22 protein-coding genes and 1 tRNA gene are annotated in these 23,074 nt (G+C 65.7%); 11 read left to right on the forward strand and 12 right to left on the reverse strand.

Annotation, left to right across the window (positions count from 1 at the left end; genetic code table 11):
* Positions 1-16: 16 nt before the first annotated feature.
* From KUV82_RS11550 to KUV82_RS11570, 5 genes are all read left to right on the forward strand, one after another.
* The gene (locus KUV82_RS11550; protein ID WP_219954414.1) at positions 17-466 is read left to right on the forward strand and encodes a lasso peptide biosynthesis B2 protein; all 450 of its coding nucleotides are present in this window, start codon (positions 17-19) and stop codon (positions 464-466) included.
* 69 nt (positions 467-535) lie between these two features.
* The gene (locus tag KUV82_RS11555; RefSeq protein WP_219956313.1) at positions 536-1,711 is read left to right on the forward strand and encodes an acyl-CoA dehydrogenase; all 1,176 of its coding nucleotides are present in this window, start codon (positions 536-538) and stop codon (positions 1,709-1,711) included.
* Positions 1,711-2,385 (forward strand): maleylacetoacetate isomerase, encoded by a 675-nt coding sequence (gene maiA, locus KUV82_RS11560; protein ID WP_219954415.1) that lies wholly within the window; start codon positions 1,711-1,713, stop codon positions 2,383-2,385. The genes KUV82_RS11555 and maiA overlap by 1 nt, the downstream gene beginning before the upstream one ends.
* Positions 2,382-3,392, forward strand: coding sequence for a fumarylacetoacetate hydrolase family protein (locus tag KUV82_RS11565; protein WP_219954416.1), 1,011 nt, complete (start codon positions 2,382-2,384; stop codon positions 3,390-3,392). The genes maiA and KUV82_RS11565 overlap by 4 nt, the downstream gene beginning before the upstream one ends.
* A gap of 101 nt (positions 3,393-3,493) precedes the next feature.
* Positions 3,494-4,513, forward strand: coding sequence for a glycosyltransferase (locus KUV82_RS11570; RefSeq protein WP_219954417.1), 1,020 nt, complete (start codon positions 3,494-3,496; stop codon positions 4,511-4,513).
* On the opposite strand, the gene KUV82_RS11575 is transcribed toward KUV82_RS11570, so the two are convergent.
* The 6 genes from KUV82_RS11575 to KUV82_RS11600 form a co-directional block, all read right to left on the reverse strand.
* Positions 4,510-5,658 carry a hypothetical protein gene (locus KUV82_RS11575; RefSeq protein WP_219954418.1) on the reverse strand — a complete coding sequence of 383 codons (1,149 nt, stop codon included), beginning with the start codon at positions 5,656-5,658 and terminating at the stop codon, positions 4,510-4,512. The genes KUV82_RS11570 and KUV82_RS11575 overlap by 4 nt on opposite strands.
* On the reverse strand, positions 5,655-7,862 hold the full coding sequence (locus KUV82_RS11580) for a GumC family protein (protein WP_219954419.1): 2,208 nt from the start codon (positions 7,860-7,862) through the stop codon (positions 5,655-5,657). The genes KUV82_RS11575 and KUV82_RS11580 overlap by 4 nt, the downstream gene beginning before the upstream one ends.
* Complete coding sequence (locus tag KUV82_RS11585; RefSeq protein WP_219954420.1) at positions 7,859-8,572, reverse strand: polysaccharide biosynthesis/export family protein; 714 nt, start codon at positions 8,570-8,572, stop codon at positions 7,859-7,861. Before KUV82_RS11585 ends, KUV82_RS11580 begins: the two co-directional genes overlap by 4 nt.
* Positions 8,569-9,921: an O-antigen ligase family protein gene (locus tag KUV82_RS11590; RefSeq protein WP_219954421.1), complete on the reverse strand. Its 1,353-nt coding sequence runs from the start codon at positions 9,919-9,921 to the stop codon at positions 8,569-8,571. The genes KUV82_RS11585 and KUV82_RS11590 overlap by 4 nt, the downstream gene beginning before the upstream one ends.
* Positions 9,922-10,029: 108 nt before the next feature.
* Positions 10,030-11,193, reverse strand: a complete 1,164-nt coding sequence (locus tag KUV82_RS11595; protein ID WP_219954422.1) for an acyl-CoA dehydrogenase family protein — start codon at positions 11,191-11,193, stop codon at positions 10,030-10,032.
* Positions 11,194-11,241: 48 nt separating this feature from the next.
* Positions 11,242-12,003, reverse strand: coding sequence for a crotonase/enoyl-CoA hydratase family protein (locus KUV82_RS11600; protein WP_219954423.1), 762 nt, complete (start codon positions 12,001-12,003; stop codon positions 11,242-11,244).
* A gap of 118 nt (positions 12,004-12,121) precedes the next feature.
* Between KUV82_RS11600 and KUV82_RS11605 the strand changes: the two genes are divergently transcribed.
* The 6 genes from KUV82_RS11605 to KUV82_RS11630 all read left to right on the forward strand — a co-directional run bounded on the left by KUV82_RS11605 (position 12,122) and on the right by KUV82_RS11630 (position 17,434).
* Positions 12,122-13,384 (forward strand): acetyl-CoA C-acetyltransferase, encoded by a 1,263-nt coding sequence (locus KUV82_RS11605; RefSeq protein WP_219954424.1) that lies wholly within the window; start codon positions 12,122-12,124, stop codon positions 13,382-13,384.
* A 58-nt stretch (positions 13,385-13,442) separates the two neighbouring features.
* Positions 13,443-14,504: a GTPase ObgE gene (obgE, locus tag KUV82_RS11610; protein ID WP_219954425.1), complete on the forward strand. Its 1,062-nt coding sequence runs from the start codon at positions 13,443-13,445 to the stop codon at positions 14,502-14,504.
* A gap of 75 nt (positions 14,505-14,579) precedes the next feature.
* Positions 14,580-15,698, forward strand: a complete 1,119-nt coding sequence (gene proB, locus KUV82_RS11615; protein ID WP_219954426.1) for a glutamate 5-kinase — start codon at positions 14,580-14,582, stop codon at positions 15,696-15,698.
* A complete protein-coding gene (locus tag KUV82_RS11620; protein ID WP_219954427.1) occupies positions 15,695-16,606 on the forward strand; it encodes an NAD-dependent epimerase/dehydratase family protein in 912 nt (303 codons plus the stop codon). The genes proB and KUV82_RS11620 overlap by 4 nt, the downstream gene beginning before the upstream one ends.
* A 26-nt stretch (positions 16,607-16,632) precedes the next feature.
* The gene (locus KUV82_RS11625) at positions 16,633-17,280 is read left to right on the forward strand and encodes a hypothetical protein (RefSeq protein ID WP_219954428.1); all 648 of its coding nucleotides are present in this window, start codon (positions 16,633-16,635) and stop codon (positions 17,278-17,280) included.
* Between the two features lie 78 nt (positions 17,281-17,358).
* Positions 17,359-17,434, forward strand: a tRNA-Thr gene (locus KUV82_RS11630).
* A 58-nt stretch (positions 17,435-17,492) separates the two neighbouring features.
* On the opposite strand, the gene KUV82_RS11635 is transcribed toward KUV82_RS11630, so the two are convergent.
* The 6 genes from KUV82_RS11635 to KUV82_RS11660 form a co-directional block, all read right to left on the reverse strand.
* Complete coding sequence (locus tag KUV82_RS11635) at positions 17,493-18,212, reverse strand: CPBP family intramembrane glutamic endopeptidase (RefSeq protein ID WP_219954429.1); 720 nt, start codon at positions 18,210-18,212, stop codon at positions 17,493-17,495.
* A 4-nt stretch (positions 18,213-18,216) separates the two neighbouring features.
* Positions 18,217-19,494 (reverse strand): serine hydrolase domain-containing protein, encoded by a 1,278-nt coding sequence (locus KUV82_RS11640; protein WP_219954430.1) that lies wholly within the window; start codon positions 19,492-19,494, stop codon positions 18,217-18,219.
* A gap of 1 nt (position 19,495) precedes the next feature.
* Entirely contained in the window at positions 19,496-20,488 is a 993-nt protein-coding gene (locus tag KUV82_RS11645) for a hypothetical protein (RefSeq protein ID WP_219954431.1), read from the reverse strand.
* 26 nt (positions 20,489-20,514) lie between these two features.
* Entirely contained in the window at positions 20,515-21,018 is a 504-nt protein-coding gene (locus KUV82_RS11650) for an anthrone oxygenase family protein (protein WP_219954432.1), read from the reverse strand.
* Positions 21,015-21,860, reverse strand: coding sequence for an NmrA family NAD(P)-binding protein (locus KUV82_RS11655; protein ID WP_219954433.1), 846 nt, complete (start codon positions 21,858-21,860; stop codon positions 21,015-21,017). Before KUV82_RS11655 ends, KUV82_RS11650 begins: the two co-directional genes overlap by 4 nt.
* Before the next feature lie 92 nt (positions 21,861-21,952).
* Positions 21,953-22,963: an AraC family transcriptional regulator gene (locus KUV82_RS11660; protein ID WP_219954434.1), complete on the reverse strand. Its 1,011-nt coding sequence runs from the start codon at positions 22,961-22,963 to the stop codon at positions 21,953-21,955.
* Between the last annotated feature and the right edge of the window lie 111 nt (positions 22,964-23,074).

A 23,074-nucleotide genomic window follows, 5' to 3' on the forward strand; every position in this document is an offset into this window, starting at 1 on the left:
GTAGCTTGGCGGTGCAATGCCGAAGCTGCGCACCTTCCTCTCGCTCGATGGCGAGGACCGCTGGGCCACATTTGAGGCCATGGCCGGGCTTGTCGGAGCGCACCTTCGTATCCGCCTGGTACCACCGCGCCGCTGGCGCGAGCGTTTCGGGGCCGTTGCCTCGGGCCCACCGCTCGATGAAGTGGCGCCGGCGCGGCTAGAAACCGTCCGCAGGGTCCGCCTCGCCATAGCGCGGGCGCTGCGCAACGTGCCGGGCAGCCCCAATTGCCTGCCACAGGCGCTCACCGCGCGCGCCATGCTGGAGCGCCGCGGGATCACCTCGCAGCTTTACATCGGGACTGAACGCGGCGCTGACGGTGCGCCGCGTTTTCACGCCTGGCTGAAGGTCGGGGACGAGTGGGTCACCGGCCACTGCGATGAAAGCCGCTACGCCTTGCTGGCCTCTCCCGATGCGGAGCTCGCCTGAGTCCCCCTTGCGGCGCGCGCGCATCCCTGCCATCGGCAGCACCAGAACAGAGGAGACCACATGGCCGGTATGGTGCCTTTTGCCTGGGACGATCCCTTCAATCTCGACGAGCAGCTGACCGAGGACGAGCGGATGATCCGCGACGCCGCGCACGCCTTTGCGCAGGGCGAGCTGCAGCCGCGCGTGATCGAGAACTTCTCCAAGGAAGTCGACGATCCCGAACTCTTCCCGATGATGGGCGAAGCAGGCCTCCTGGGCGCGACCGTGCCGGAAGAATACGGCGGTGCAGGCGCGAGCTACGTCGCCTACGGCCTGATCGCGCGCGAGATCGAGCGGGTCGACTCGGGCTACCGCTCGATGGCTTCGGTCCAGTCCAGCCTCGTGATGTTCCCGATCTTCGAATACGGCAGTGAAGAACAGCGCAAGAAGTACCTGCCCGGCCTCGCCAGCGGCCAGCTGATCGGCTGCTTCGGCCTCACCGAACCCGACGCAGGCTCCGATCCCGCCGGCATGAAGACTGTCGCGAAGAAGGTCGACGGCGGCTACGTTATTTCGGGCTCCAAGACCTGGATTTCGAACGCGCCCTTCGCCGATGTCTTCGTGGTATGGGCGAAGAGCGAAGCGCATGGCGGCGGGATCCGCGGCTTCGTGCTCGAGAAGGGCATGAAGGGGCTCTCGGCGCCCAAGATCGAAGGCAAGCTCAGCTTGCGCGCCTCGACCACCGGCATGATCGTGATGGACGAGGTCGAAGTGGGCGAAGACGCGCTCCTGCCCGAAGTGCAGGGCCTCAAGGGTCCGTTCGGCTGCCTCAACCGTGCGCGATACGGCATCAGCTGGGGTGCGATGGGCTCAGCGGAATTCTGCATGCACGCCGCGCGCCAGTACGGCCTCGACCGACACCAGTTCGGCGTGCCGCTCGCATCGAAGCAGCTCTACCAGTTGAAGCTCGCCGACATGATGACCGAGATCTCGATGGGTCTCCAGGCCAGCTTGCGCGTCGGTCGCCTGATGGACGAAGGCAAGTTCGCGCCCGAGATGATCTCGATCGTGAAGCGCAACAACGTCGGCAAGGCGCTCGATATCGCGCGCAAGTCGCGCGACATGCACGGCGGCAACGGCATTTCGGAAGAATACCAGGTAATCCGCCACATGGTGAACCTCGAGACGGTCAACACCTACGAAGGCACGCATGACGTCCACGCGCTGATCCTGGGCCGCGCGGTCACCGGGATCGCCGCGTTCTGATGAAGCTGCTGGGCTATTTCCGCTCTTCGACGAGCTACCGGCTGCGGATCGCGCTGAACCTCAAGGGGCTGAATTACGACTATGTCCCGGTGAACCTGGTGAAGGCCGAGCAGAAGGACGAGGCCTACGTGAGCCGCAATCCCTTCGGTTCGGTGCCGCTGCTCCAGGCCGACGGGCGCGACCGCGCGCAGTCCATGGCGCAGCTCGAATGGCTCGACGAAGCCTATCCCGAGCCGCCGCTGTTGCCGAAGGGTATTGAAGACCGCTTCACCGCCCGCGAACTGGCCTACGCCATCGCAACCGAAACGCACGCGGTGAACAACCTGCCCGTCCTCAAGTACCTTGCCGATCCGCTCGGCCATTCGAAGGACGAGATCGACGACTGGTATCGCCACTGGTTGAAGCGGACCTTCGATCCGATGGAAGCGCGGCTCGCCCAGCTTGGCACCGGCGATTTCCTGTTCGACGCGCCGGGCCTTTTCGAGGTCGTGCTGCTGCCGCAGGTCTACAACGCCCGCCGCTTCGATTTCGACTTCGCAGACCACCCCCACATCACGCGGATCGAGCGCGCCTGCCTCGCGCACGAGGCCTTCGCGCGCGCCTATCCCGACAACCAGATCGACAGCCCCGACTACAAACCCGACAATAAGGGGCCGCAAGGAGAAACAGAATGAAGCTCGCCACACTCAAGGACGGGACCCGGGACGGCAAGCTGGTGGTCGTATCGAAAGACCTCACCCGCTACTGCGCGGCCGACAACATCGCGCCGACGCTGCAGGCCGCGCTCGACAATTGGGACGAGATCGCTCCCAAGCTCGAAGCGCTGGCCATAGATGTCGAACACCAGGCCGTGCCGTGCGAGCGGTTCCACGAACGCGAGGCGCATTCGCCGCTGCCGCGCGCCTACCAGTGGGCCGACGGCTCGGCCTACATCAACCACGTGGAACTGGTCCGTAAGGCGCGCGGCGCCGAGGTGCCCGAGAGCTTCTACCACGACCCGCTCATGTACCAGGGCGGCAGCGACAGCTTCCTCGCCCCGCGCGACGACATCCCGCTGGGCGACACCAAGTGGGGCTGCGACATGGAAGGCGAAGTCGCCGTCATCACCGACGATGTGCCGATGGGCGTGTCGAAGGAAGCCGCTGCCGATCACATCAAGCTGGTCATGCTTGTGAACGACGTATCCTTGCGCGGCCTGATTCCGGGCGAGCTCGCCAAGGGCTTCGGCTTCTTCCAGTCGAAACCGGCGAGCGCCTTCAGCCCTGTCGCGGTCACGCCCGATGAGCTGGGCGATGCCTGGCAAGGCAGCGTGATCCACCTGCCGCTGATGGTCGATTACAACAACGAACCCTTCGGCCGTGCGAACGCCGGGGTCGATGCGACCTTCAGCCTCGCCGAGCTGGTCGCGCACGCCGCCAAGACCCGCAAACTGGCCGCCGGCACGATCATTGGCTCGGGCACGGTTTCGAACCAGGGTCCCGATGGCGATCCGGGCAAGCCGGTGGCAGACGGCGGTCTTGGCTACAGCTGTATTGCGGAAATCCGCATGATCGAGACGATTGCCGACGGCGAGCCGAAGACGCCCTTCATGGCTCCGGGCGACACCGTACGCGTGGAAATGCGCGACGCAGAGGGCCACTCAATCTTTGGCGCGATCGAGCAGAAGGTCGTCGAGGCCTGAACGAAGAGCGCCCCCTTGCCGGTAAGCGCATCGGGCTGCTTTCTGCCTGGGCGAGCCATGCCAACGGGGGCGTCTTCGAAGCGGTCGTCGCGCAGGCGGAAATGCTCCGCGCGCTTGGTGCCCAGCCGGTCGTCCTTGCCGTAACCGACGCCGCGCATGAGCAGGATCGATGGCGCCTTGGCGATGCCGATATCCGGCTTGCCGCCGCGCGAGGGCCTGCACAGCTAGCCTATGCGCCCGACCTGCCTGTGGTGCTCTCCGACGCAAAACTCGACCTGCTGCACCTCCTCGGTGTCTGGCAGTACCCGACCCACGCCGCGGGCCGCTGGGCCGACGAAACCGGCCGCCCGCTAATTATAAGCCCGCATGGCATGTTCGATCCGTGGATCACTGGTCGCAACGCCTGGAAGAAGCAGGCTGCACGGCTTCTCTGGGAACGCCGCGCCTGGCACCGGGCCGCGGCCTTCCACGCGCTTACTGCTGCCGAGGCCGCCGATATCGAGCGCGAAAGCCCGGGCGCCCGGGTCGCGGTCGTCCCCAACGCGGCGCCCGCGGCCAGCCCTCCGCGCGATCGGACGCCGCCGCCCCACCTGCTCTATCTCGGGCGCATTCACGAGAAGAAGAACATCGCGGCCCTGATTGCCGCTTGGCGCAGCCTGCGTGGCGAACTTCCTGCCGATGCAACCCTGACCATCGCCGGCTGGGGCGACGATGAAGGGATCGCCATGCTCGAGCATGCGATGGAGCGCGCCGATCCCTCGATCCAGTTCGTGGGGACAGCCTTTGGCGCCCAGAAAGCCGCGCTGTTCGATGTGTCGCGCTTCCTCGTCCTGCCATCGCTCAGCGAAGGCCTGCCGATGGCCATTCTCGAAGCCTGGGCGAGCGGGACGCCGACCATCCAGTCGGACGCCTGCAACCTTCCCGAGGGGTTTGCAACCGGAGCGGCCATCCGCTGCGGCACCGACCGCGATGCCATTGCCGATGCGATCAGGACAGCCATGAGCATCGACGACGCGCAATGGCTGACCAAGTCCGCAGCAGCGCGCGAACTTGCCGCGAGCCCGTTTTCGCAAGCGAGCATCGCGCTTCATTGGGAAGAGATCTACGGCGCCCTGCTTTAGGGGGCAGGCACGAGGTCCACCCGGTCGACCACCACGCGCTCGCCGCCCGGACGCAGCCAGATGCCCAGCAGCGCGTCAGCGCAGCCTTCGCTTTCAAGCGTCCAGCCTTCACGATCGACCCGCTGGCGGCGCAAGGCCGGTCGGCTGGGGCGCCCGCAATCGAGCGACACCGCGACCCGCTGGCCGCCCGGCCCATCGACCTTGGCCGACAGGACATAGCGGCCCTTGGCCAGCGCCACGGGCTGCGAGAGCACGAGGCGTGTCACGCTGGAGCGGTTCTCTAGCTCCACCCGCGCCCGGTCGCCCGAGAGGCGCGACGCGCGCACATCGCCGGTCGCGTGGCGGCGCCAACCGAAAGGCCCGGCCTCGTTCGAACCCAGCGCCTCGAACTCGGGATCCGCAATCGGCCCCTGCCCTGCCCATTCGGGGCACTGCGCGGCGGCGAGACGTTCTGCCTCGCCGCGAAAGCCCCTCGCTGCGAGATTGAGCAGCATCGGCCGGATCCGTTCGCAGCCGATCACCGGAACCTCACCCGCAACCCCGGAAAGGAACCGTGCCCGGTCTCTCAGGCTCTGCACCGGCAAGCGCTCGGCGGTCAGGTAGCTGTCCGACCACAGCGCGTTGGAGCGCAGCTTCTCCGCCAGGGCCACGCGGCCGCCGGGCGTGTTTTCGAGCATGGCCAGATAGGTCTGCGCCGGCGCGAAATCGGCGCGCGAACGCAGGATCGCGTCGAGATGGTCAGCAGCCTCCTGCGCCTCGCCCGAAGCAAGCCGCGTTGCAAACCAGTACGCCTGTGTCAGTGGTTCGCGGTGACCCAGACGCGCCGCGATCGCGAAGGCGTCGCGTGCGGCCTCGGTGTCGCCGTCGAGCTCCTTTGCAGCTCCGAAGAAGGCCAGCCCTCGCGCGTCGTTCGGGCTCGCCGTCACCGCTTCGAGGGCAAACCTCGCCGCCGTTTCGTGCTCGCCGCGGGCCAGCGCACGCGATGCATCGACAAGGGCCGCATCGGCGCGGAAGGGTTCAGGGACGAAGCGAACCGCACTCGGCTGGAACTCGCTGTACCGGTCTGCCCCTGAAAACAGCGCCAGCAGCGCGAACACGACAGCCGCAGCAACCGCCAACCCTATCCGCCGCGCGCCTGTGCTCATGCCTCGGTCCGGGCGTCACCCGTGGCGTAGCGGTAATAGTCGTAGCCATAATAGGCAGAGTAGCGGTTGCCCGACTTGGTCGGGTCGAACTTCGCCAGCACAGCGCCCAGCAGGACCGGCTGCATTGAGCGGAGGCGCCGCAGCGCCGCCTTGAGCGAACCGCTGCGTCCACGCTCGGCCTCGACAACGAAGACCGTTCCGTCGGCAAGCGCAGCGAGCATCGGTCCGTCGGCCAGTCCGAGAACCGGCGGGCTGTCGAGGATGACGACGTCGTAGGCTTCGCCCAGCATTTCGAGCAGCTGGGCCATGCGCGGCGAAGCGAGCAGTTCGGACGGGCTCGGCGGAAGCGGTCCGGCCGGGAGCAGGTCGATCCCATGCTCCTCGATCGAGAGGATCGCGCTCGCCGGGTCGTCTTGCGAAACCAGCAGGTCGGTAAGGCCGCGTTCCGAACGCATCCCCATGAGCTTGTCGAGAGCCGGGCGGCGCAGGTCGGCGTCCACGAGGAGCGGGCGCAGGCCGATCTTCGAAAAGCCCTGCGCCATGGCGAAGCTCGTCGTGCTCTTGCCCTCGGCCGCTTGCGCGCTGGTCACCACGATAATGCCGGGCAGGCCCTGCGGCGTCGAGTAGAGAAGCGCGCCGCGCATCGAGTTGTAGGCTTCGGCAATGGACGATTTGGGATTGCCCAGCGCTTCGATCGGGCGTTCTTCCTCCACCCGGGGCACCACGCCGAGAAGCGGAAGATCGAGCTTGTCTTCGACATCTTCGGGCGTGTGGATCACATCGTCGAGCTGGTCGCGCAGGAACACGGCGAACCCGGCAAGGAACAGGCCGACCAGAAGGCCCAGCGCAACATTGCGCGGCACATTGGGCGAGGAAGGCACCTCGGGCACTTCGGCACGGTCGACGATCGAGATGTTGCTGGACGAGATGCCGGCTGACGCGTTGAGCTCGCGGTAGCGCTGCAGCAGACCATCATAGATCGAACGCGCCGTATCGGCTTGCCGGGCGAGCACGTTGTAGCGCACCGACTGGTCCTGCTCGGCGAGCGTTTCCCCGCGGGCGCGGCGAACCTGCCCGTCGAGCTGCTGCTCGGCCGATTGGGCGGCGCGGTACTCCGCAAAGATCGACTGACGCACCTGTGCGGCGGTGGTGTTCAACTGGCTGGCAACGGCCGCAATATCGCTTTCGAGGCGGCTGATCGCAGGGTGGTTCGGCAGGTAGCGTTCGCGCGCGACCTGCAATTGGGCCTCGAGATCGGCCTGGCGCGTCATCAGCGCCTGGACCGTCGGGTTGGCGAGAACCGGCTGCGAGGCGAGCGGCGCGGTGTCGCGAATGGCATCCCAGCGGGACTGGGCGGCGATCCGGTTTGCACGGGCATCGACGGCCGCTTCGTTGAGCTGTGCGAGCGTAGCGCCGGTGATCGATCCTGCGGCCACATCCCGCGGGTTGGGGGCCAGCGCATCGCGCGTGCGGATCAGGCCCACGGCCTTGGCGTAATCGTTGAGCTCGCGCTCCGATTCCTCAAGCGAGATACGCGCTTCTTCGAGCTGCTCGGCCACGAAATCCCGGGCGTAGGCCGAGCTGTCGAAACGGCGCTGGAGGTTTGCCTGGATGAACTCTTCGGCGAAGGCGTTGGCGATCTGCGATGAGAGACCCGGATCGGTGCTGGTGAAGGTGATCGAGGCGATGCGCGTTGCCCGCGGCAGATCTACGCCCAAATTGCTGCGCACCAGGTTGACCGCCAGCGTCCGGCCATCGCCTTCAGTTTCCAGCGCCGAGGCGGTCACCTCCATCGCGCTGAAGAAGCGTTCGCTGCTGCCGAGTTCGAGGCGATCGACGACCCGTTCCGCCAGCCCGCGGCTCGTCAGGATGCCGAGCTGGGTGTTGAGGAACCGGTCGATATCCCAATCGCTCGGGGCGGAGGCATTGCTCTGCTCGAAATCGCTGCCCAGGACCTCGTCGCTCTGGTCGTTGATCTGGACGCTGGTCTGCGCGGTGTAGCGCGGGGTGTCGAGCAGGGTCGACACCAGCGCCAGCGCGACACAGGCGCCAACGATCGCCAGCGCCATCCAGAGATGGCGTCGGACCGCCGAGATGGCCTGCCGCACGAGGGCGCTTAGCGGGTTCTCGCCGGCAGCGTCATAGGCTGCCTGCTGGCGCGCAGCCAGGAAACTCGCAGGCGTGGATTGTATCTCGCCGGTCATGGATAAGGCCTGAAGACACCGATGATGGGAATGGCGCGAACCGCGTCGAGGAAGGCGCCGCGGGTTGCGGAATAGCCGACGACGACCGTGTCGCCGGGTAGCAGGTCGACATCGGGCATCGCCCCGCCGCGAATAGCTTGCACGTCGAAACGCCCCGCCTGGCGCTCGCCGCCTGCGGTGCGAAAGACGATGACGTGATCGAGCTTCGCCGTATCGGTGGGGCTGCGCGCCAGGGCCAGCGCGGTCAGCAGGGTCTGGCCCTGCTGGTAGGGGAAGACCCCGGGCTGGGTCACTTCGCCTTCGACCGCAATCGTCTGGACACGGGCCTGCTTGATCAGCACCGACACGCGCGGATCGCGCAGGTAGTCGGCCGCGTAGGCCGCCTCGATCGACCGCGCGAGTTCGGTTGCGGTCTGCCCCGCTGCGCGCACATCGCCGATAAGCGGCAGGCTGAGGACGCCGGCGTTGTCGAGCGTGATATCCTCGACGCTCAGGTCCGCTTCGTCATACACGCGCACGGAAACGACATCGCCCGGCGCAAGGGCGTAGCGCTCTGCCAGGTTGGACGCATCGGTGGCGATGGCTGAGTAGCCGGCCTGTCCCGCGGGAACGACAGGGTCGAGTCCCGCCTGGCATCCAGCGAGCGCGAGGCCCGCCAGCGCAGCGACCGGCCAGCGGACAAGTCCATGCAATGGCACCGTGAGGTTCATCCGCTTTCTTCCGTTTTTTCCGGTTCGAAGCGGGAGCGACCAACGCTTCCCAGCAACCCTACCGCTGTCCCTGTCAGCACCGCTATTGCCATGTTGCGCAGGGGATAATCAACGATGGAGTGGAGCGCGATCACCAACAAAACGCCGAGCGAGAAGAGGATCTGCGGGGAAAACACGCCTCCGCTGGCGCGATAGGCGCTGCGCACGAGGCTGATCAGGCAAAACAGGCCGATCAGCAGCGCGGCCGGGGCGAGGATCCCGGCCTCCAAGAAGAACTCCAGATAATCGTTGTGCGCGCGGTTGGGGAACAGGTCGTCCAGCACCTCCAGCCGCTCGCTTGGCAGGAACGCTTCGGCGAAGGTGCCAATCCCGCTACCCGCCGGGAAAAACACGCCGATCGCCGTCAGGGTATCGGTCCACAGCTCGGTCCGGAAGTCGCTCGTCGCGTCGAACCGCTCGGCCACCTGCGACAGCCGGGAGGCGGAGGACAGCCAGGCAAAGCTCGCCGCCAGGATCGCGAACACGCCCGCCAGCCAGGCAATCGACCGCCTGCGCCCGACACCGATCCCGGCCGAACGAAACATGGCGAGCTGGATTGCGACCACGACCAGGCACAGCGCTATCCCTGCCCGCGAGCCGGTCATAATGAGGGCAATGAGGAACACCGCCTGCACAATCGCGAAAATCCCGAGGCCGGTCGCCGACAACCCGTGGCGAAGCGCGCGGCCCAGCGTCCACACCGCCATCGCAAGCGAGGCGATAAGCAGGCCGTCCGCCGCCGCGTTGCGGTTGGCGTGAAATGCGACCAGCCAGCCGCGATGGGCTTTCTCGTAGAGGCGGAACTCTTCGGGTCCGCCGGCCATCTGGAGCACGCCCAGCCCGGCGCCGGCGAGCGAGACCAGCACGATCGCAACCGCAACCGCCGTGCGGTCGCGCCGTTCAAGCTGGCTCGCGGCCAGCATTGCGCCTGCAACCGGCAGGATCGCGAGGAGGCTGGCGAAGGTCGCGTGCGGGGCTATCGAAAGACTGCGCCAGCTTCCGCCCTCACCGATCGCTGCCAAAGCTCCTGCCTGCGCCTCGCGTCCGGGAAGCGCTTGCCACAAGGCCGGCGGCATGGGGAGAAGCTGGATCAGCGGGAGCGCGATGGCCACGCCGGCGAGGGCGTAGAGCGCGCGCGGGACGGCCCGCATCCCCGCCTGATCAACCGTTGCCCATGCAAACCACAGCACGAAGGCCGCTGCAAAGCCAAGCTGGACGAGGACTTCGGGCAAGGCGCTCGGCGACCCGCCACCGCCCAGGACCATGGCGACAACAAGAAAGGCGCAAAAAACTGCGCCTTTCCGTGTCATCGGCAATTCCTGCCGAATTGGCCGCATGCGGTGCTCCCCGATTCGAGGAGATACGCTAGCGTTCTGACTGTCCGCCGCAACCAAGGACCGCGGCTATCCCACGGGATTCTACATCGCGCGGGCGATCACCATCTTCATGACTTCGTTCGAACCGCCGAAGATGCGCGTGATGCGGCTGTCGCGGTACATGCGTGCAATCGGGTAGTCGTTGATGAAGCCTGCACCGCCGTGGAACTGGAGGCACTTGTCGACCACCTCGCCCTGCAGCTCGGTAACCCAGTACTTGGCCATGCAGGCGGTATCGACAGTAAGTTCGCGCTTGAGGTGTTTGGCAATGCAATCGTTGACGAACACCCGGGCCGCGGTCGCCCGCGCCTTCAGGTCGGCCATCACGAACTGCGTGTTCTGGAAATCCCAGATGGTCTGCCCGAAGGCCTTGCGCGACTTGACGAATTCCATCGTCGTCTCGAGCGCTTTCTCGATTCCCGTCATCGCGCCCATGGCGATGATCAGGCGTTCCTGCGGCAGTTCGCCCATCAGCTGGTAGAAGCCCTTGCCTTCTTCCCCGCCGAGCACGTTTTCGGCCGGAACGAAGACATCGTCGAAGAACAACTCGGAGGTGTCCGCCGCATCAAGGCCGATCTTGTCGAGCTTCTTGCCGCGCTGGAAGCCTTCGGCCCCGTCCGTTTCGAGCAGCATCAGCGAAATGCCCTTGGCGCGCTCGTTCGGGTCAGTCTTGGCGACGACGATGATGAAGTCTGCCGTCTGGCCGTTCGAGATATAGGTCTTGGCCCCGTTGATGCGGTAGCCATTGCCGTCCTTCAGGGCGGTGGTGGTCACGCTCTGGAGGTCGGAGCCGACGCCCGGTTCGGTCATGGCGATGGCGCTGACGAGTTCGCCGGTGACGAGCTTGGGCAGGTACTTCTTCTTCTGCTCCTCGGTGCCGTGGCGCACGAGATAGGGCAGGATGACTGTGTTGTGCAGGCTGGCGGCGAAGCCTTCGACGCCGTGCTTGGCCTGCTGGTCGATCACCACCATATCGTGGCGGAAGTCGCCGCCGTGGCCGCCGTATTCCTCCGGCACCGACACGCCGAGCAGGCCCGCTTCGCCCGCCTCGCGCCAGAAATCGCGCTCCACCTGGCCATTTTCGCGCCATTGCAGGACGCGCTTTTCGGGGGCGTGCTGCTGGTAGAACTTGCCCACGGCGTCGGCGAAGATCGCGATCTCCTCGTCTTCCATGAACTCGGGCTGGGGTACGTTCAGAACGGACATGTTGGTTTTTCCTCTCTCAATCCTGGGGGGAGTGCGCGCCGGCGGGTCTTACTTGCCCTTCCAGTTCGGCGCGCGCTTCTCGGCGAAGGCAGCGGCGCCTTCGCGGGCGTCTTCGGAAACGAAGACGGGAGCGATCAGCTGGGTCTGGCGCGTGTAGCGCTCTTCCATCGGCCAACCGCGCGATTCCTTGATCACGGCCTTCGACACGCGCACGGCGAGCGGGCCGTTGGCGACGATGCTGGCGGCAAGTGCCTTCGCCTCGTCCAGCGCCGAGCCGTCGGTCACGCGGTTGATGAGGCCGAGCTCGTAGGCACGGCCCGCACCGATGAAGTCGCCGGTCAACGCCAGTTCCATCGCAATCCGCTCGGGGATCTGGTCGGGCAGCATCATCACGCCGCCCGCCGCTGCGACAAGACCGCGCTTCACTTCCGGAATGCCGAACTTGGAACCTGCGTTCGCGACGACCAGATCGCAGGCGATCATCAGTTCGAGCCCGCCGGCAAGGGCATAGCCTTCAACCGCAGCGATCAGCGGCTTCTTGGGCGGGGCCTGCACCACGCCGCCGAAACCGCGGCCTTCGACGCTGGGCGATTCGCCGCGCAGGAAGCCCTTGAGGTCCATGCCCGAGCAGAAGGTTCCGCCTGCGCCGGTCAGGATGCCGACGCGCAGATTGTCGTCGGAATCGAGCCGGTCCATCGCTGCCGCGATCCCCTCGGCAGCCGCCTTGGTCATGGCGTTCTTGGCCTCGGGCCGGTTGATTGTGACGACGAGAATGCCGTCCTCTTCGCTGGTCAGGACTTCTTCGCTCATTGCGGCTCTCTCTCCGATTGCATTTCGAAACTTGTCTTGCGCCCTTGCTGCGTCACGTTTACGCAAACGTCAACCGGCATTCGCCGCAAGAATCGAACACGTGAGAGGAGAGCAAGCTATGGCCGAGGCCTATATCATCGACGCCGTCCGTACCCCCAGGGGGATCGGCAAGCCAGGCAAGGGCGCGCTCTCGCACCTGCATCCGCAGCATCTTGCCGCGACCGTGCTGTCCGCGCTCAAGGAGCGCAACGATCTCGACACCGGATCGGTCGACGACATCATCTGGTCGACCAGCAGCCAGAACGGCAAGCAGGGCGGCGACCTCGGCCGCATGGCCGCGCTTGCGGCGGGCTACGACATCAGCGCCAGCGGCACCACGCTCGACCGCTTCTGCGGCGGCGGCATCACCTCGGTGAACCTTGCCGCGGCCACCGTGATGAGCGGCATGGAAGACTGCGTTATCGCCGGCGGCACCGAGATGATGAGCTACACCGCCGCCTTCGCTGCCGAACAGGCCAATGCCGGCCTACCGCCGCGCCTGATGGGTTCGGGTAACGAGGCGCTGGACGTGCTCCACCCGCAGAGCCACCAGGGCGTGTGCGGCGATGCCATCGCCAGCATGGAAGGCATCAGCCGCGAGGATCTCGACGCCCTCGCCCTCGTCAGCCAGCAGCGTGCCAAGCGCGCGATCGACGAAGGCCGCTTCGACAAGTCGGTGGTGCCGGTGATGAACGAGGACGGCACGGTCGCGCTCGACAAGGAAGAATTCCCCCGTCCCGAAACCACTGCAGAGGGCCTCGCCGCGCTCAACCCGAGCTTCGGCAAACTGGCCGATTTCGAGATCGGCGGGACGACTTTCCGGAAGCAGATCAACCGCAAGTATCCCGACCTCGAGATCGAGCATTTCCACCATGCGGGCAACAGCTCGGGCGTGGTCGACGGGGCCGCGGCGCTGCTGCTGGCATCGGAGGACTACGCGAAGGAGCACAGCCTCAAGCCGCGAGCGCGCATCGTCGCCTATGCCAACCAGGGTGACTGCCCGACGCTGATGCTGAATGCCCCCGTCCCGGCAGCGAAGAAGGTGCTCGAGAAGGCGGGCCTGACCAAGGACGACATCGACGTCTGGGAAATCAACGAGGCGTTCTCGGTCGTGGCCGAGAAGTTCATCCGCGATCTCGACCTGCCCCGCGAGAAAGTGAACATCAACGGCGGCGCGATGGCGCTGGGCCACCCGATCGGTGCGACCGGCTCGATCCTGATCGGCACGGCGCTCGACGAACTCGAACGCTCGGGCGGCCGCTACGGCCTTGTCACCATGTGCGCGGCGGGCGGCATGGCGCCTGCCATCGTGATCGAGCGGATCGACGATTTCGTCGACTGAGCGACCTTGAGCATGCGCGCCCTCGCCTAGCCGCGCGAAAGCGGCTAGAGGGCGCGCCATGCATTTCCTCGACCAAGCCAAGATCTACCTGAAGTCCGGCGCGGGCGGCCCCGGCGCTGTCAGTTTCCGGCGTGAAAAATACATCGAATACGGCGGACCCGACGGCGGCAACGGCGGCAAGGGCGGCGACATAATCTTTGAAGCCGTCCAGGGCCTCAACACGCTGATCGACTTCCGCTACGCACAGCATTTCAAGGCGAAGCGCGGAAACCACGGACAGGGCAAGGACCAGACCGGCGCCGGCGCGCCCGATCTCGTGATCGAAGTGCCTGTGGGCACGCAGGTCCTGTCGGAAGACAAGGAAGAGGTGCTCGCCGATTTCACCGAGGTCGGCCAGCGGATCGTTTTTCTCGAAGGCGGCATGGGCGGTCGCGGCAACGCCAGCTACAAGAGCTCGACCAACCGTGCCCCGCGCCAGCACCAGCCTGGCGAACCGGGCGAGGAAATGTGGGTCTGGCTGCGGCTCAAGCTGCTGGCCGATGTCGGCCTGCTCGGCCTGCCCAACGCGGGCAAGTCGACCTTCATCAACCAGGTCTCGAACGCCAAGGCCAAGGTCGGCCACTACGCCTTCACCACGCTGATCCCCAAGCTTGGCGTCGTGACCCACAAGGGCCGCGAATTCGTGCTCGCCGACATCCCCGGCCTGATCGAAGGCGCGGCCGATGGCGCAGGGATCGGGGACCGCTTCCTCGGCCACATCGAACGCTGCCGCGTGCTGATCCACCTGATCGACATTTCGGGCGAGGACCCGGCGGAGGCTTACAAGACGGTCAACGCCGAACTCGAAGCCTATGGCGGCGGCCTTGCGGACAAGCCGCAGCTCGTGGCCCTCAACAAGCTCGACCTCGCCGACGAAGAACTCGGCGAAGGGTTTGCCGAAGAGCTGCTGGCCGCAGGCGCCGACAAGGTCTTCACCATTTCCGGCGCCACCGGAGCAGGGATTTCCGAATTGCTCGACGGCGTGCTTGGCTACCTGCCCGACCGCACCTCGACCGAAACCAACGCCGCCGAGGTCGAGGACGCGCCCGAGGAAGGCAATAGCGACTGGTCGCCGATCTGAGGGCGAAGGCGGGCTTCGACAGGGTCAAGCTAAGGCGGCTTCCGCCGGCCATCGCCATTGGCTAGGGCTTGCCCGATGAGCATCGCCGCCCTTCCCGACCTGCGCACCGCGCGCCGCCTTGTCGTCAAGGTCGGCTCGGCGCTGCTGGTCGAGGACGGCGCCGCTCGCAGCGCGTGGCTGGCAACTTTGGCCACCGAAATCGCCGAGCTGCGAAAAACCACTCAAATCATCGTCGTATCCTCGGGCGCCATTGCCCTGGGTGCGGCAAAGCTGGGCCTGCCCAAGGGCGGGCGCGGCAGCCTTGCCGATGCGCAGGCCGCCGCCTCGGTCGGGCAGGTGCTGCTGGCCCGGCTGTGGTCCGATGCGCTGGGCGAGCACGGCCTTACCGCCGCCCAGATGCTGGTCACGCTGGGCGACCTTGAAGACCGCCGCCGCTACCTCAACGCCTCGGCCACGCTTGCCCGCCTGATCGAGACCGGTGCCGTCCCCGTCGTCAACGAGAACGACAGCGTCGCAACCGAAGAAATCCGCTTTGGCGACAACGACCGGCTCGCCGCCCGCGTGGCGCAGGCAGCCGATGCCGATGGCGTGCTGCTGCTGTCCGATGTCGACGGCCTGTACGACCGCGACCCGCGCGAAGACGGGGCCAGCCTCGTGCCCGTGGTCAGCGGGGTCACGCCCGAGGTTATCGCCATGGCCAGCGGCGCCTCGTCCTCGGGCCTCGGTTCGGGCGGGATGACCGCCAAGCTCCAGGCCGCGCGAATTGCCGAACGGGCGGGCATTGCGCTGGCCATCATCAACGGCACCCAGCCCTCACCGATAGCGCGCGCACTCGATAGCGGCGTCGGCACGCTGTTCCTTCCGCAGGCCGACAGCAGCGCCCGCAAGGCGTGGCTCGGCGGGCGCCTTGCACCCTCCGGCGTGCTCAGCGTCGATGCGGGATGCATGGCCGCGCTTGCGCAAGGGGCCAGCGTACTGGCCGCAGGCATTACTGCGCTTGAGGGAGAGTTTGCGCGCGGCGATCTCGTTGCGATCCACGGGCCCGGGGGCGAGCGCCTTGGCCAGGGCCTCGTCGAATACACAGCGGCCGAATGCCGCGCGATCCTGGGCCTTCGCGAAGAGCAGCAGGAAGCGAAACTGGGCTACGCCCCGCGCGCGGCCGTGGTACACCGCGACCATATGGTGCACGCATGACCATCGCGCTGACCGGGGCGACCGGCTTTGTCGGCAAGGCCGTCCTTAAAGAGGCGCTGCGCCGCGAGGAAACCGCGCGCGCGCTCACCCGCCGGGAACAGCCGCCCCGCGAGGGGGTCGAATGGGTGGCGGGCGACCTTTCGGACGGTGAAGCCCTGGCCAGCCTGTGCACCGATACCGACGCGATCGTGCATGTCGCGGGCCTCACCAACGCGCCCGATCCGGCGGCCTTCGAAGACGCCAATGTCGGCGGCACCGAGCGGCTGATCGCCGCAGCCAAGGCGGCAAAGGTCAAGCGGTTCGTCTTCGTCTCCTCGCTCTCCGCGCGCGAGCCCAAGCTGTCTGCCTATGGCGCATCGAAAGCGCAGGCGGAGAAACGCGTCGAAGCCAGCGGCCTAAACTGGACCATCGTGCGCCCGCCCGGCGTCTATGGGCCGCACGATGTCGACTATTTCGAGATGTTCCGCAGCGCGAAGTTCGGCCTTGTCCCCCTGCCTCCGGGCGGCGCCAGCTCGATCATCCATGTCGAGGACCTCGCGCGCCTGCTGCTCGACCTCGTCGACGCCTCCCCCGCCCTCGTCCGCCGGCGCACCTTCGAACCCGACGATGGGCGCGAAGGCGGCTGGTCGCACAAGGAACTGGCGAAGGCGATCGGCAAGGCCGTGGGGCGGCCCGTTTTCGCTCCGCACCTGCCACGCGCCGTGCTGGAAGCGGCGGCGCGCGCCGACCGACTGCTGCGCGGCGACAAGGCGCGCCTCACCGCCGACCGCGTCGGCTACATGACCCACCCCAATTGGGTCGCGCGTTCGAGCCACAAGGTGCCCGAGGCGGTCTGGTCCCCCCGCATCGGCGGCGAGGAAGGCCTCAAGACCACAGCCGAATGGTACCGCGCGCAAGGGTGGCTCTGATCCGATAGTGCCGATAGGGTTGCGCGATGGACTTCATGAAGATCATCAAGTCGCTCGAACTGCTTCTTTACGAAGTCATGGTCTGGCTGGTCTTCTACCCGCTCACCCTTTTCCGCAGCATCGTCCAGCCACTCGATCTGATGGACTATGCCGATGCGGAGCTGCTCGACGAGGAGGACGACCGCTATTCCGATACGCTCAGTCCACCGATCTTTCTCGCGCTGACCCTCGGGGCGATCCACCTCGTTGAGCTCGGATGGAACCTGCAGCCGCAGGAGCAGGGCTTTCTCGCGGACGACACCAATCTCATTGCGTTCAGGATGGTGGCGTTCTCGCTTTTCCCGCTCATGCTGTCCCTGCGGCTGCTCCGTACCCGGGAAATCCGTCTCGATCGCAAGACCCTGCGTGAGCCGTTCTACGCCCAATGCTTCATTGCGGGTCCGTTTGCGATCGGCCTGAACAGCGGCCTTTTTGTTACTGCAGGGGGTGGCGGCGCGACGGCAGGACTTGGATTGGCGGCACTGACCATTGCCTGGTATCTCGCCGTCCAGACCGCCTGGTTTCGCCGCGAATTGTCGCGCCCCTGGTGGACGAGCTTCTTTACGGCCCTGCGCGGTTTTCTCGAAGCGCTGCTGCTTTGCATCGTACTGGCCCTGGCGGTGTCTGCGTTCTGAAGCCCGAGGTGAGGCTTTGTCGCATACAGGGCTGGACTTTGCGCACCGTTTGCTCGAAAGGCGCTTGCCTTCAAGGTCGCCGGCTTAGCTCAGTTGGTAGAGCAGTTGATTTGTAATCATCAGGTCAGGGGTTCGACTCCTCTAGCCGGCACCACCTTTCCTTGCCCATCACCGAAATCCGGACACGCCGATCGGTAGCCCTTGCCGCGCGATCAGTCCTCGATCCCGAGATACCGGAACGTCTGGCCCAGCGTGTTGAACGTGCCATGCGCCAGGATCAGCGGCATGATGTTCCGCCTCCCGAACCACAGGTAGAACACACCGAAGGCAAAGCCGCCCGCGCCCGTTACCAGCGCGCCGTGCCACCCCTGATAATAGGCGTGGCGATAGCCGAAGAAGGCCGAGGAAACGAGCAGGGCTATTATGTCCCCGCGCAGGCCCCCGCCCGTGGCTTCGCTTGCCTTGCTGATGATGAATGCGCGGAACAGGAGCTCCTCGAAGAAGGATCCGTGCGTCCACACGAGCACCATGATCATCACATAGGCAGCAAGGTTGCCCTCAATGTGCGAGAAGCGATCGCTGGTGCCGATGTCTTCGAAGAACCGGTCCGCGACCAGGACCATGAGCTGGGTGCAAACCAGGAAGAACGCCATGGTCAACAGCGTGAGGCCCAGCGTCCTGATCCAGCTTTCGGGCCAGCGAAATCCAAGATCGCCCCAGCTGCTCCCCCGGCGCCGCAGCAAGAGCGTGGCCACGATCATCGCGCTGAGCGTCGATGCCGGCCCTGCGTAGAGCTGGGTGATGGGCAGGAGCGATTGCTTGACGGCCACCATGACCCCAACGACCACGGCAAGGTCACGAAGGGCGATCAGGCGCGCTTTCGCATGCGACTGGTCCGCCGGTTCGTTGGTGTTTTCCATCTGCTGTGCCATCGATCTAGAGTTCCTTGGGTCCACGCGAAGATCGGCGCCTGCGGACCACGAGGCTCAGGATTGCGCCGATAAGAATGAGAATTACGCCGCCGGCAAACACCGCCAGGGCCGTTGGCAGCCGCGAGGCGAAGGTGAGGCTATCGACATTGCCGGTCTTCCAGAACACCCATTCGCCGGCAAGCTTGGTCGCCAGCAGCGGATTGCCTGTCGAGAGGATCACAATTCCATCGCCCGTTGCAGGGTCGAGCCTCGCGGCGCTGTTGATGGCGGGTTCGTTGCTGCCGTCATGGCCGATGATGAATCCGCCCGCGTTGTTGGACGCGTAGAGCATCGTGCCGAGCCCCCAGATATCCGCGCCCATCTGCGCGGCGTGCGGCTCTCGCATAAGCGTGATGGTCTGTCCGGAAAGGACCGGGTTCGATCCGCCAGGAGCCTGCGCCAAGACAAACCGGCTCATGTCCCCCGAGGTGGTGAAAAGCGACGTCGCGGCAAGCGCGGTGTACCAGCGGAACGGCTCGGCCTTGCCGTCCGGAGCGAAATTTTCGGCCAGCCCGAGCTCGATCGCCCTCGCGTGGTCAAACGTGGTGCGATCCATGCCTAGAGGCTCGAAAACCCGGGCTTCCATGTACTCGGGGAACGGTTGGCCGGAGACCTCTTCGACCAGCAGTTGCAGCAGGGTGTAGCCTCCTCCGGAATAGGCGAAGCCCGAGCCCGGTTCGCTGCCGAGGACAACCCGTCCATCCTTGCCGGGTGAGGCGTCCGCAGCCCGGCTGAGAGAGGCTTCCAGCGTTTGCCGATCCTGCTCCCTGTCGAACCCGTCGTAGCCGAGGCCATCGGTCAGGCCAGCCGTGTGGCTCAACAGGCGGCGCACCGTCACACCCGATGCGTCGAATTCGGAAGCGGGCAGTTGCCAGCGGGAGAGGTAGTCGGAGACCGGCGCGTCGAGATCCAATTCGCCATCTTCGACCAGGGCCATGACGCCCCATGCCGTCAGCCATTTGCCTAGCGAGGCAACCTGGAACACGCTTTCCGATCCAACAGCTTCCCCCTTTGAGAGGTGGAATTCGGACACGATCTCGCCGCCCTCGATCAGCGCGAAACTGACGTTGCCGGCGTTCTCCTCCTCGGCGAGTGTTCGTGCGGCCTGTTCGAAGCCGGCCACATCGCCTGCGTCGGCGAGAGCGGAATGCCCCCAGCCCTGGTCGAGGGCCGCGAAGACGGCGGCGCCCCACATTCCGCAAAAGACCAGAACCGCACCAACATGCAGGAATAGGCTTCGCATCTCACTTCACTCCGTTCGCATTGGGGTCTGCTAGCCCCGAGGCCTGCAAGACGGCCGCCGGCCCTATGCCCTCGACAAGAGCGTGGATAGCCCCTCGTTTGTCTACGGCCTCCTCGACATAGGCCGAGGCGATCTGGCGACCTATCCAGTATCCAAGATCGCTACGCCAGTCCTCGGCCACCCGATTGTGGTTGAAATGCCAGCGTCCTAGGGCCGCGCGCGCTTCTTGCGAGAACGTGGCCAGCGTTTCGCCGCGGGCGATGCTTGCGCGCAGGGTCCGTCGGTCGGAATGAAACTGCTGGAACAGCGCCTGTTTGCGGGCGCTTGCCCATGCATCGCGCTCCGCATCGGGGGCTCGTCCCAGGACCAGGCTGGCCACCATATCGGCCACGCCTTCATGCAGGGCCAGCGTGAGCAGGGGATCGTCCCCCAGAGAAGTCGCATCCACGACCGGCTGGAAGGAGTGGATGGTCTCATGCGCAAAGAAGTAACGCAGTGCGCCTCGGAAATCGGCCTCGGTCGGGCTGTTCGCGCACAGGGCTTCAAGTCCGATGACCTGCACATTCGGGGATGCGATCCCGGCCGATGTCCCGGCCCCGATCACGACCTCGACACGCGGCAATGTCCGGTCAGGAAACAAGGCCGATAGCGCCAGATAGATGGCCCTCAGGTCGCCTTCCATGCTCTGCGCAATAGGCAGGCACCTCTGGATTGCGTCACGATACGAAGCGGGAGACTGTGCGACCGCCTTCGCCAGGTTGTCGGCTGTCCCGAAGCGCGTTGCCTGCATGAGGGCCAGACCCTCGCCGGCTTGGTCGAGGTAGCTCGCCTGGAGCTGCTCCGGGCCCGGCTTCGCGTCACTGGCGACAAACACGGCGGCGAACCGCTCGGCATCGCTGGTGTCGATGACCGCTTCGAGTGGGTCTCGTGCGGCAAGCGGCGGGGTCATCAGGGCAGCCGCGGCGAATGCCATCAGAAGGAGCTTTTTCTGCATTTTGGTATCCGGTGCTTTGAGCAGGTTCAGACCTGGCCGCTGGTGATCAGCGTGACGGCCGCGACGGTGTAGAGGCCGGCCGTGAGGACGCTGCCGAGCGAGCGGACGTGGTTAAGCCGGGTCCACTTCTCCGCGTATTCGCCCCAGTAGGCACGGGCCTCTTCGCTGCGGTGGTCGAGGCTTTCGAGCCGGTTGTTCATCGGCACATTGCCGACCATCGTCATGAAGAACACGCTCGGCAGGTAGACCAGCGCTGCAAGGACAAGCACCGTGCGGGCCGCCCCTTCGAACGCGGCGAGGCTGTAAAGCGTGAAGAGGAACGAGAAGAGCGCGATGCACAGGATGCCGGCGACAAACTGGGTCCGGATCACATCGCGGTTGATGTGCTGCATCGCCTCGATCGCGCCGGATGCCTCCGTCTTGGAGAGCGCCGACATGATGAATTCGGAGAAGGCGGAAAAAACGCCGCCGACAATGGCGCTCCACAGCGCGAGGAAGAGGCAGAAATAGAGGGGCCATTCATAGGTCATGCCGCCACCCTCCACGCGCCGGTGGTGGCGACATCGCGGGCATACTCGGCGAAGTCTTTCGGCGACCGGCCAAGCGCGCGCTCTACGCCGTTGGTCAGGTGCGCGTTGCGCCCGTCGAGCACCGTCGAGAACAGATAGTCGAGCATCCACACGACATCCTTCGGCGCGCCGGACTGGGTGAGTCCTTCGATGAAGGCTTCGTGGGGAACATCGACAAAGGCAATGTCGCGCCCCGTGGCAGCGGAGAGGTCCGCCGCGATATCGGCCATGGTCATAAGACGCGGGCCGGTGACTTCGTAGATCTCGCCATTGTGCCGATCCTCGCTGAGCGCCGCGACAGCCACATCGGCAATGTCGTCAACATCGACGAAGGGTTCGGCCGTATCACCTGCGGGCAGGGTGATCGCTCCGCCGAGCACCATGTCGATGAAGGCGCCTTCGGAGAAGTTCTGATTGAACCAGCTGGCGCGCACGACCGTCCATTCAAGGCCACTCTCTGCCACGATCCGCTCGCAATCCTGCGCTTCCTGCTCGCCGCGACCCGACAGCAGCACGAGGCGCTGCACGCCCTTCTGCCTGGCATGCAAGACCAGCGCGCTGATCGCATCCTTGGCGCCCGGCATGGCGAGGTCGGGGGAGTAGGTGATGTAGATGTTCGAGACGCCATCGAGCGCCGCATCCCATCCCGCCTCATCGTCCCAGTCGAACGCCGGGAAGGACGAACGCGATCCGATGCGAACCGCCTGTCCCTTCGCGATCAGTCCATCAGCAACTCTCTTGCCGGTCTTGCCGGTCCCACCGATCACCAGGGTGATCGGCTCCTGTGCGGTCTGGGTGGTCATGCGCTTGTTCCTGTTTGTTGGAGACAAGCATGGGATAGGTCACAGATTGCCGCGGCTCTTGCCCAAGCGCGACAAGCCTTGTGCAGATGGCGTCAACCTGCCGGCTGCGCCCCCAATCGGTAGGAACGCGGGGTCTCGCCCGCCCAGCGCTTGAACGCCCGGGTAAAGCCGCTTTGTTCGGCAAAGCCTGTGAGGAAGGCGATCTCGGCTAGGCTGTAGTTCGTTTCGCGAAGAAGCTGCTGGGAAAGCTCCCTGCGCGCCTGGTCGACCAACTGCTGGAAAGACTTGCCCTGGTCGGACAGCCTGCGCTGCAAGGTCCGCGCGCTCATACCGAGCGAGCCTGCAACGGTGGACAGTGTCGGTACGCCTTCGCTCAGCATCTTTGCAATCGCGAGGCGCACCCGCTTGTCGAGGCTTTCCGGCTCGGCGTTCCTCGCAAGTTCGGCTTCGAGATGCTGGTCGAAGAACCGGGCGATCGTCTCGTCACCCAGCTTGTTCGGCACATTGAGGCTCGCCTCGCTGACCAGCAGAGCATCGCGTCCGGAGTTGAAATGCACTGGGCAGCCGAAATGCCTCTCATAGGCAGCCGGATCGCCGCGCGCGCCGTGTTTGAAGTAGACGCCGAGCTGCTGGAACGGCTGGGAGGCGACCTCCTGGCAAATGGTCATCACCGAGGACATGCTGGCCTCGTTCGACAGGAGCATGCCCGTTCCCGCACTGCCCGCCTTGTCCAGGCTGAAGAACCAGCCTTCGCTGCCCTGTTCGAGGCTGTAGGTCTCCGCGTTGCCGAGCACATGGCCGTAGCGCGCCGACCGGGTGAAGGAACCGCGCAGGTCGGGCGCCGATTTCCACGCAAGCCCGAAAGCGCCATACTCGTCGCTCTTCATCGTCGCACCGATGCGCAGCGGCAAGGTCAAGCCGTCGGGGTCGCGCTCCGCCACCAAGGCGAAAAAATCGTAGAATCGGTCGGCTGCGACCATGAGCTTGGGATCGATCGGGTCATCGGGCGGAACGCCCACTTGCTCCAGCAGGTCGCGCGTTTCGACGCCTCCCCCCACGTGGGAGAGCACCTTGTGTACATACAGCGATGTGATTTCGCTCATGGCGTGCCCCGCTGGTCCGGGGGCACCCTATCAAGTGCGCCGATGCACGACCAGTTCTCGCCCACGGACCGCACGCTCTCCTTTCAGGCAAAAAACCGCTGCCAAGAGCTG

It is taken from the genome of Qipengyuania flava (assembly GCF_019448255.1).
Lineage (GTDB): Bacteria > Pseudomonadota > Alphaproteobacteria > Sphingomonadales > Sphingomonadaceae > Qipengyuania > Qipengyuania flava_A.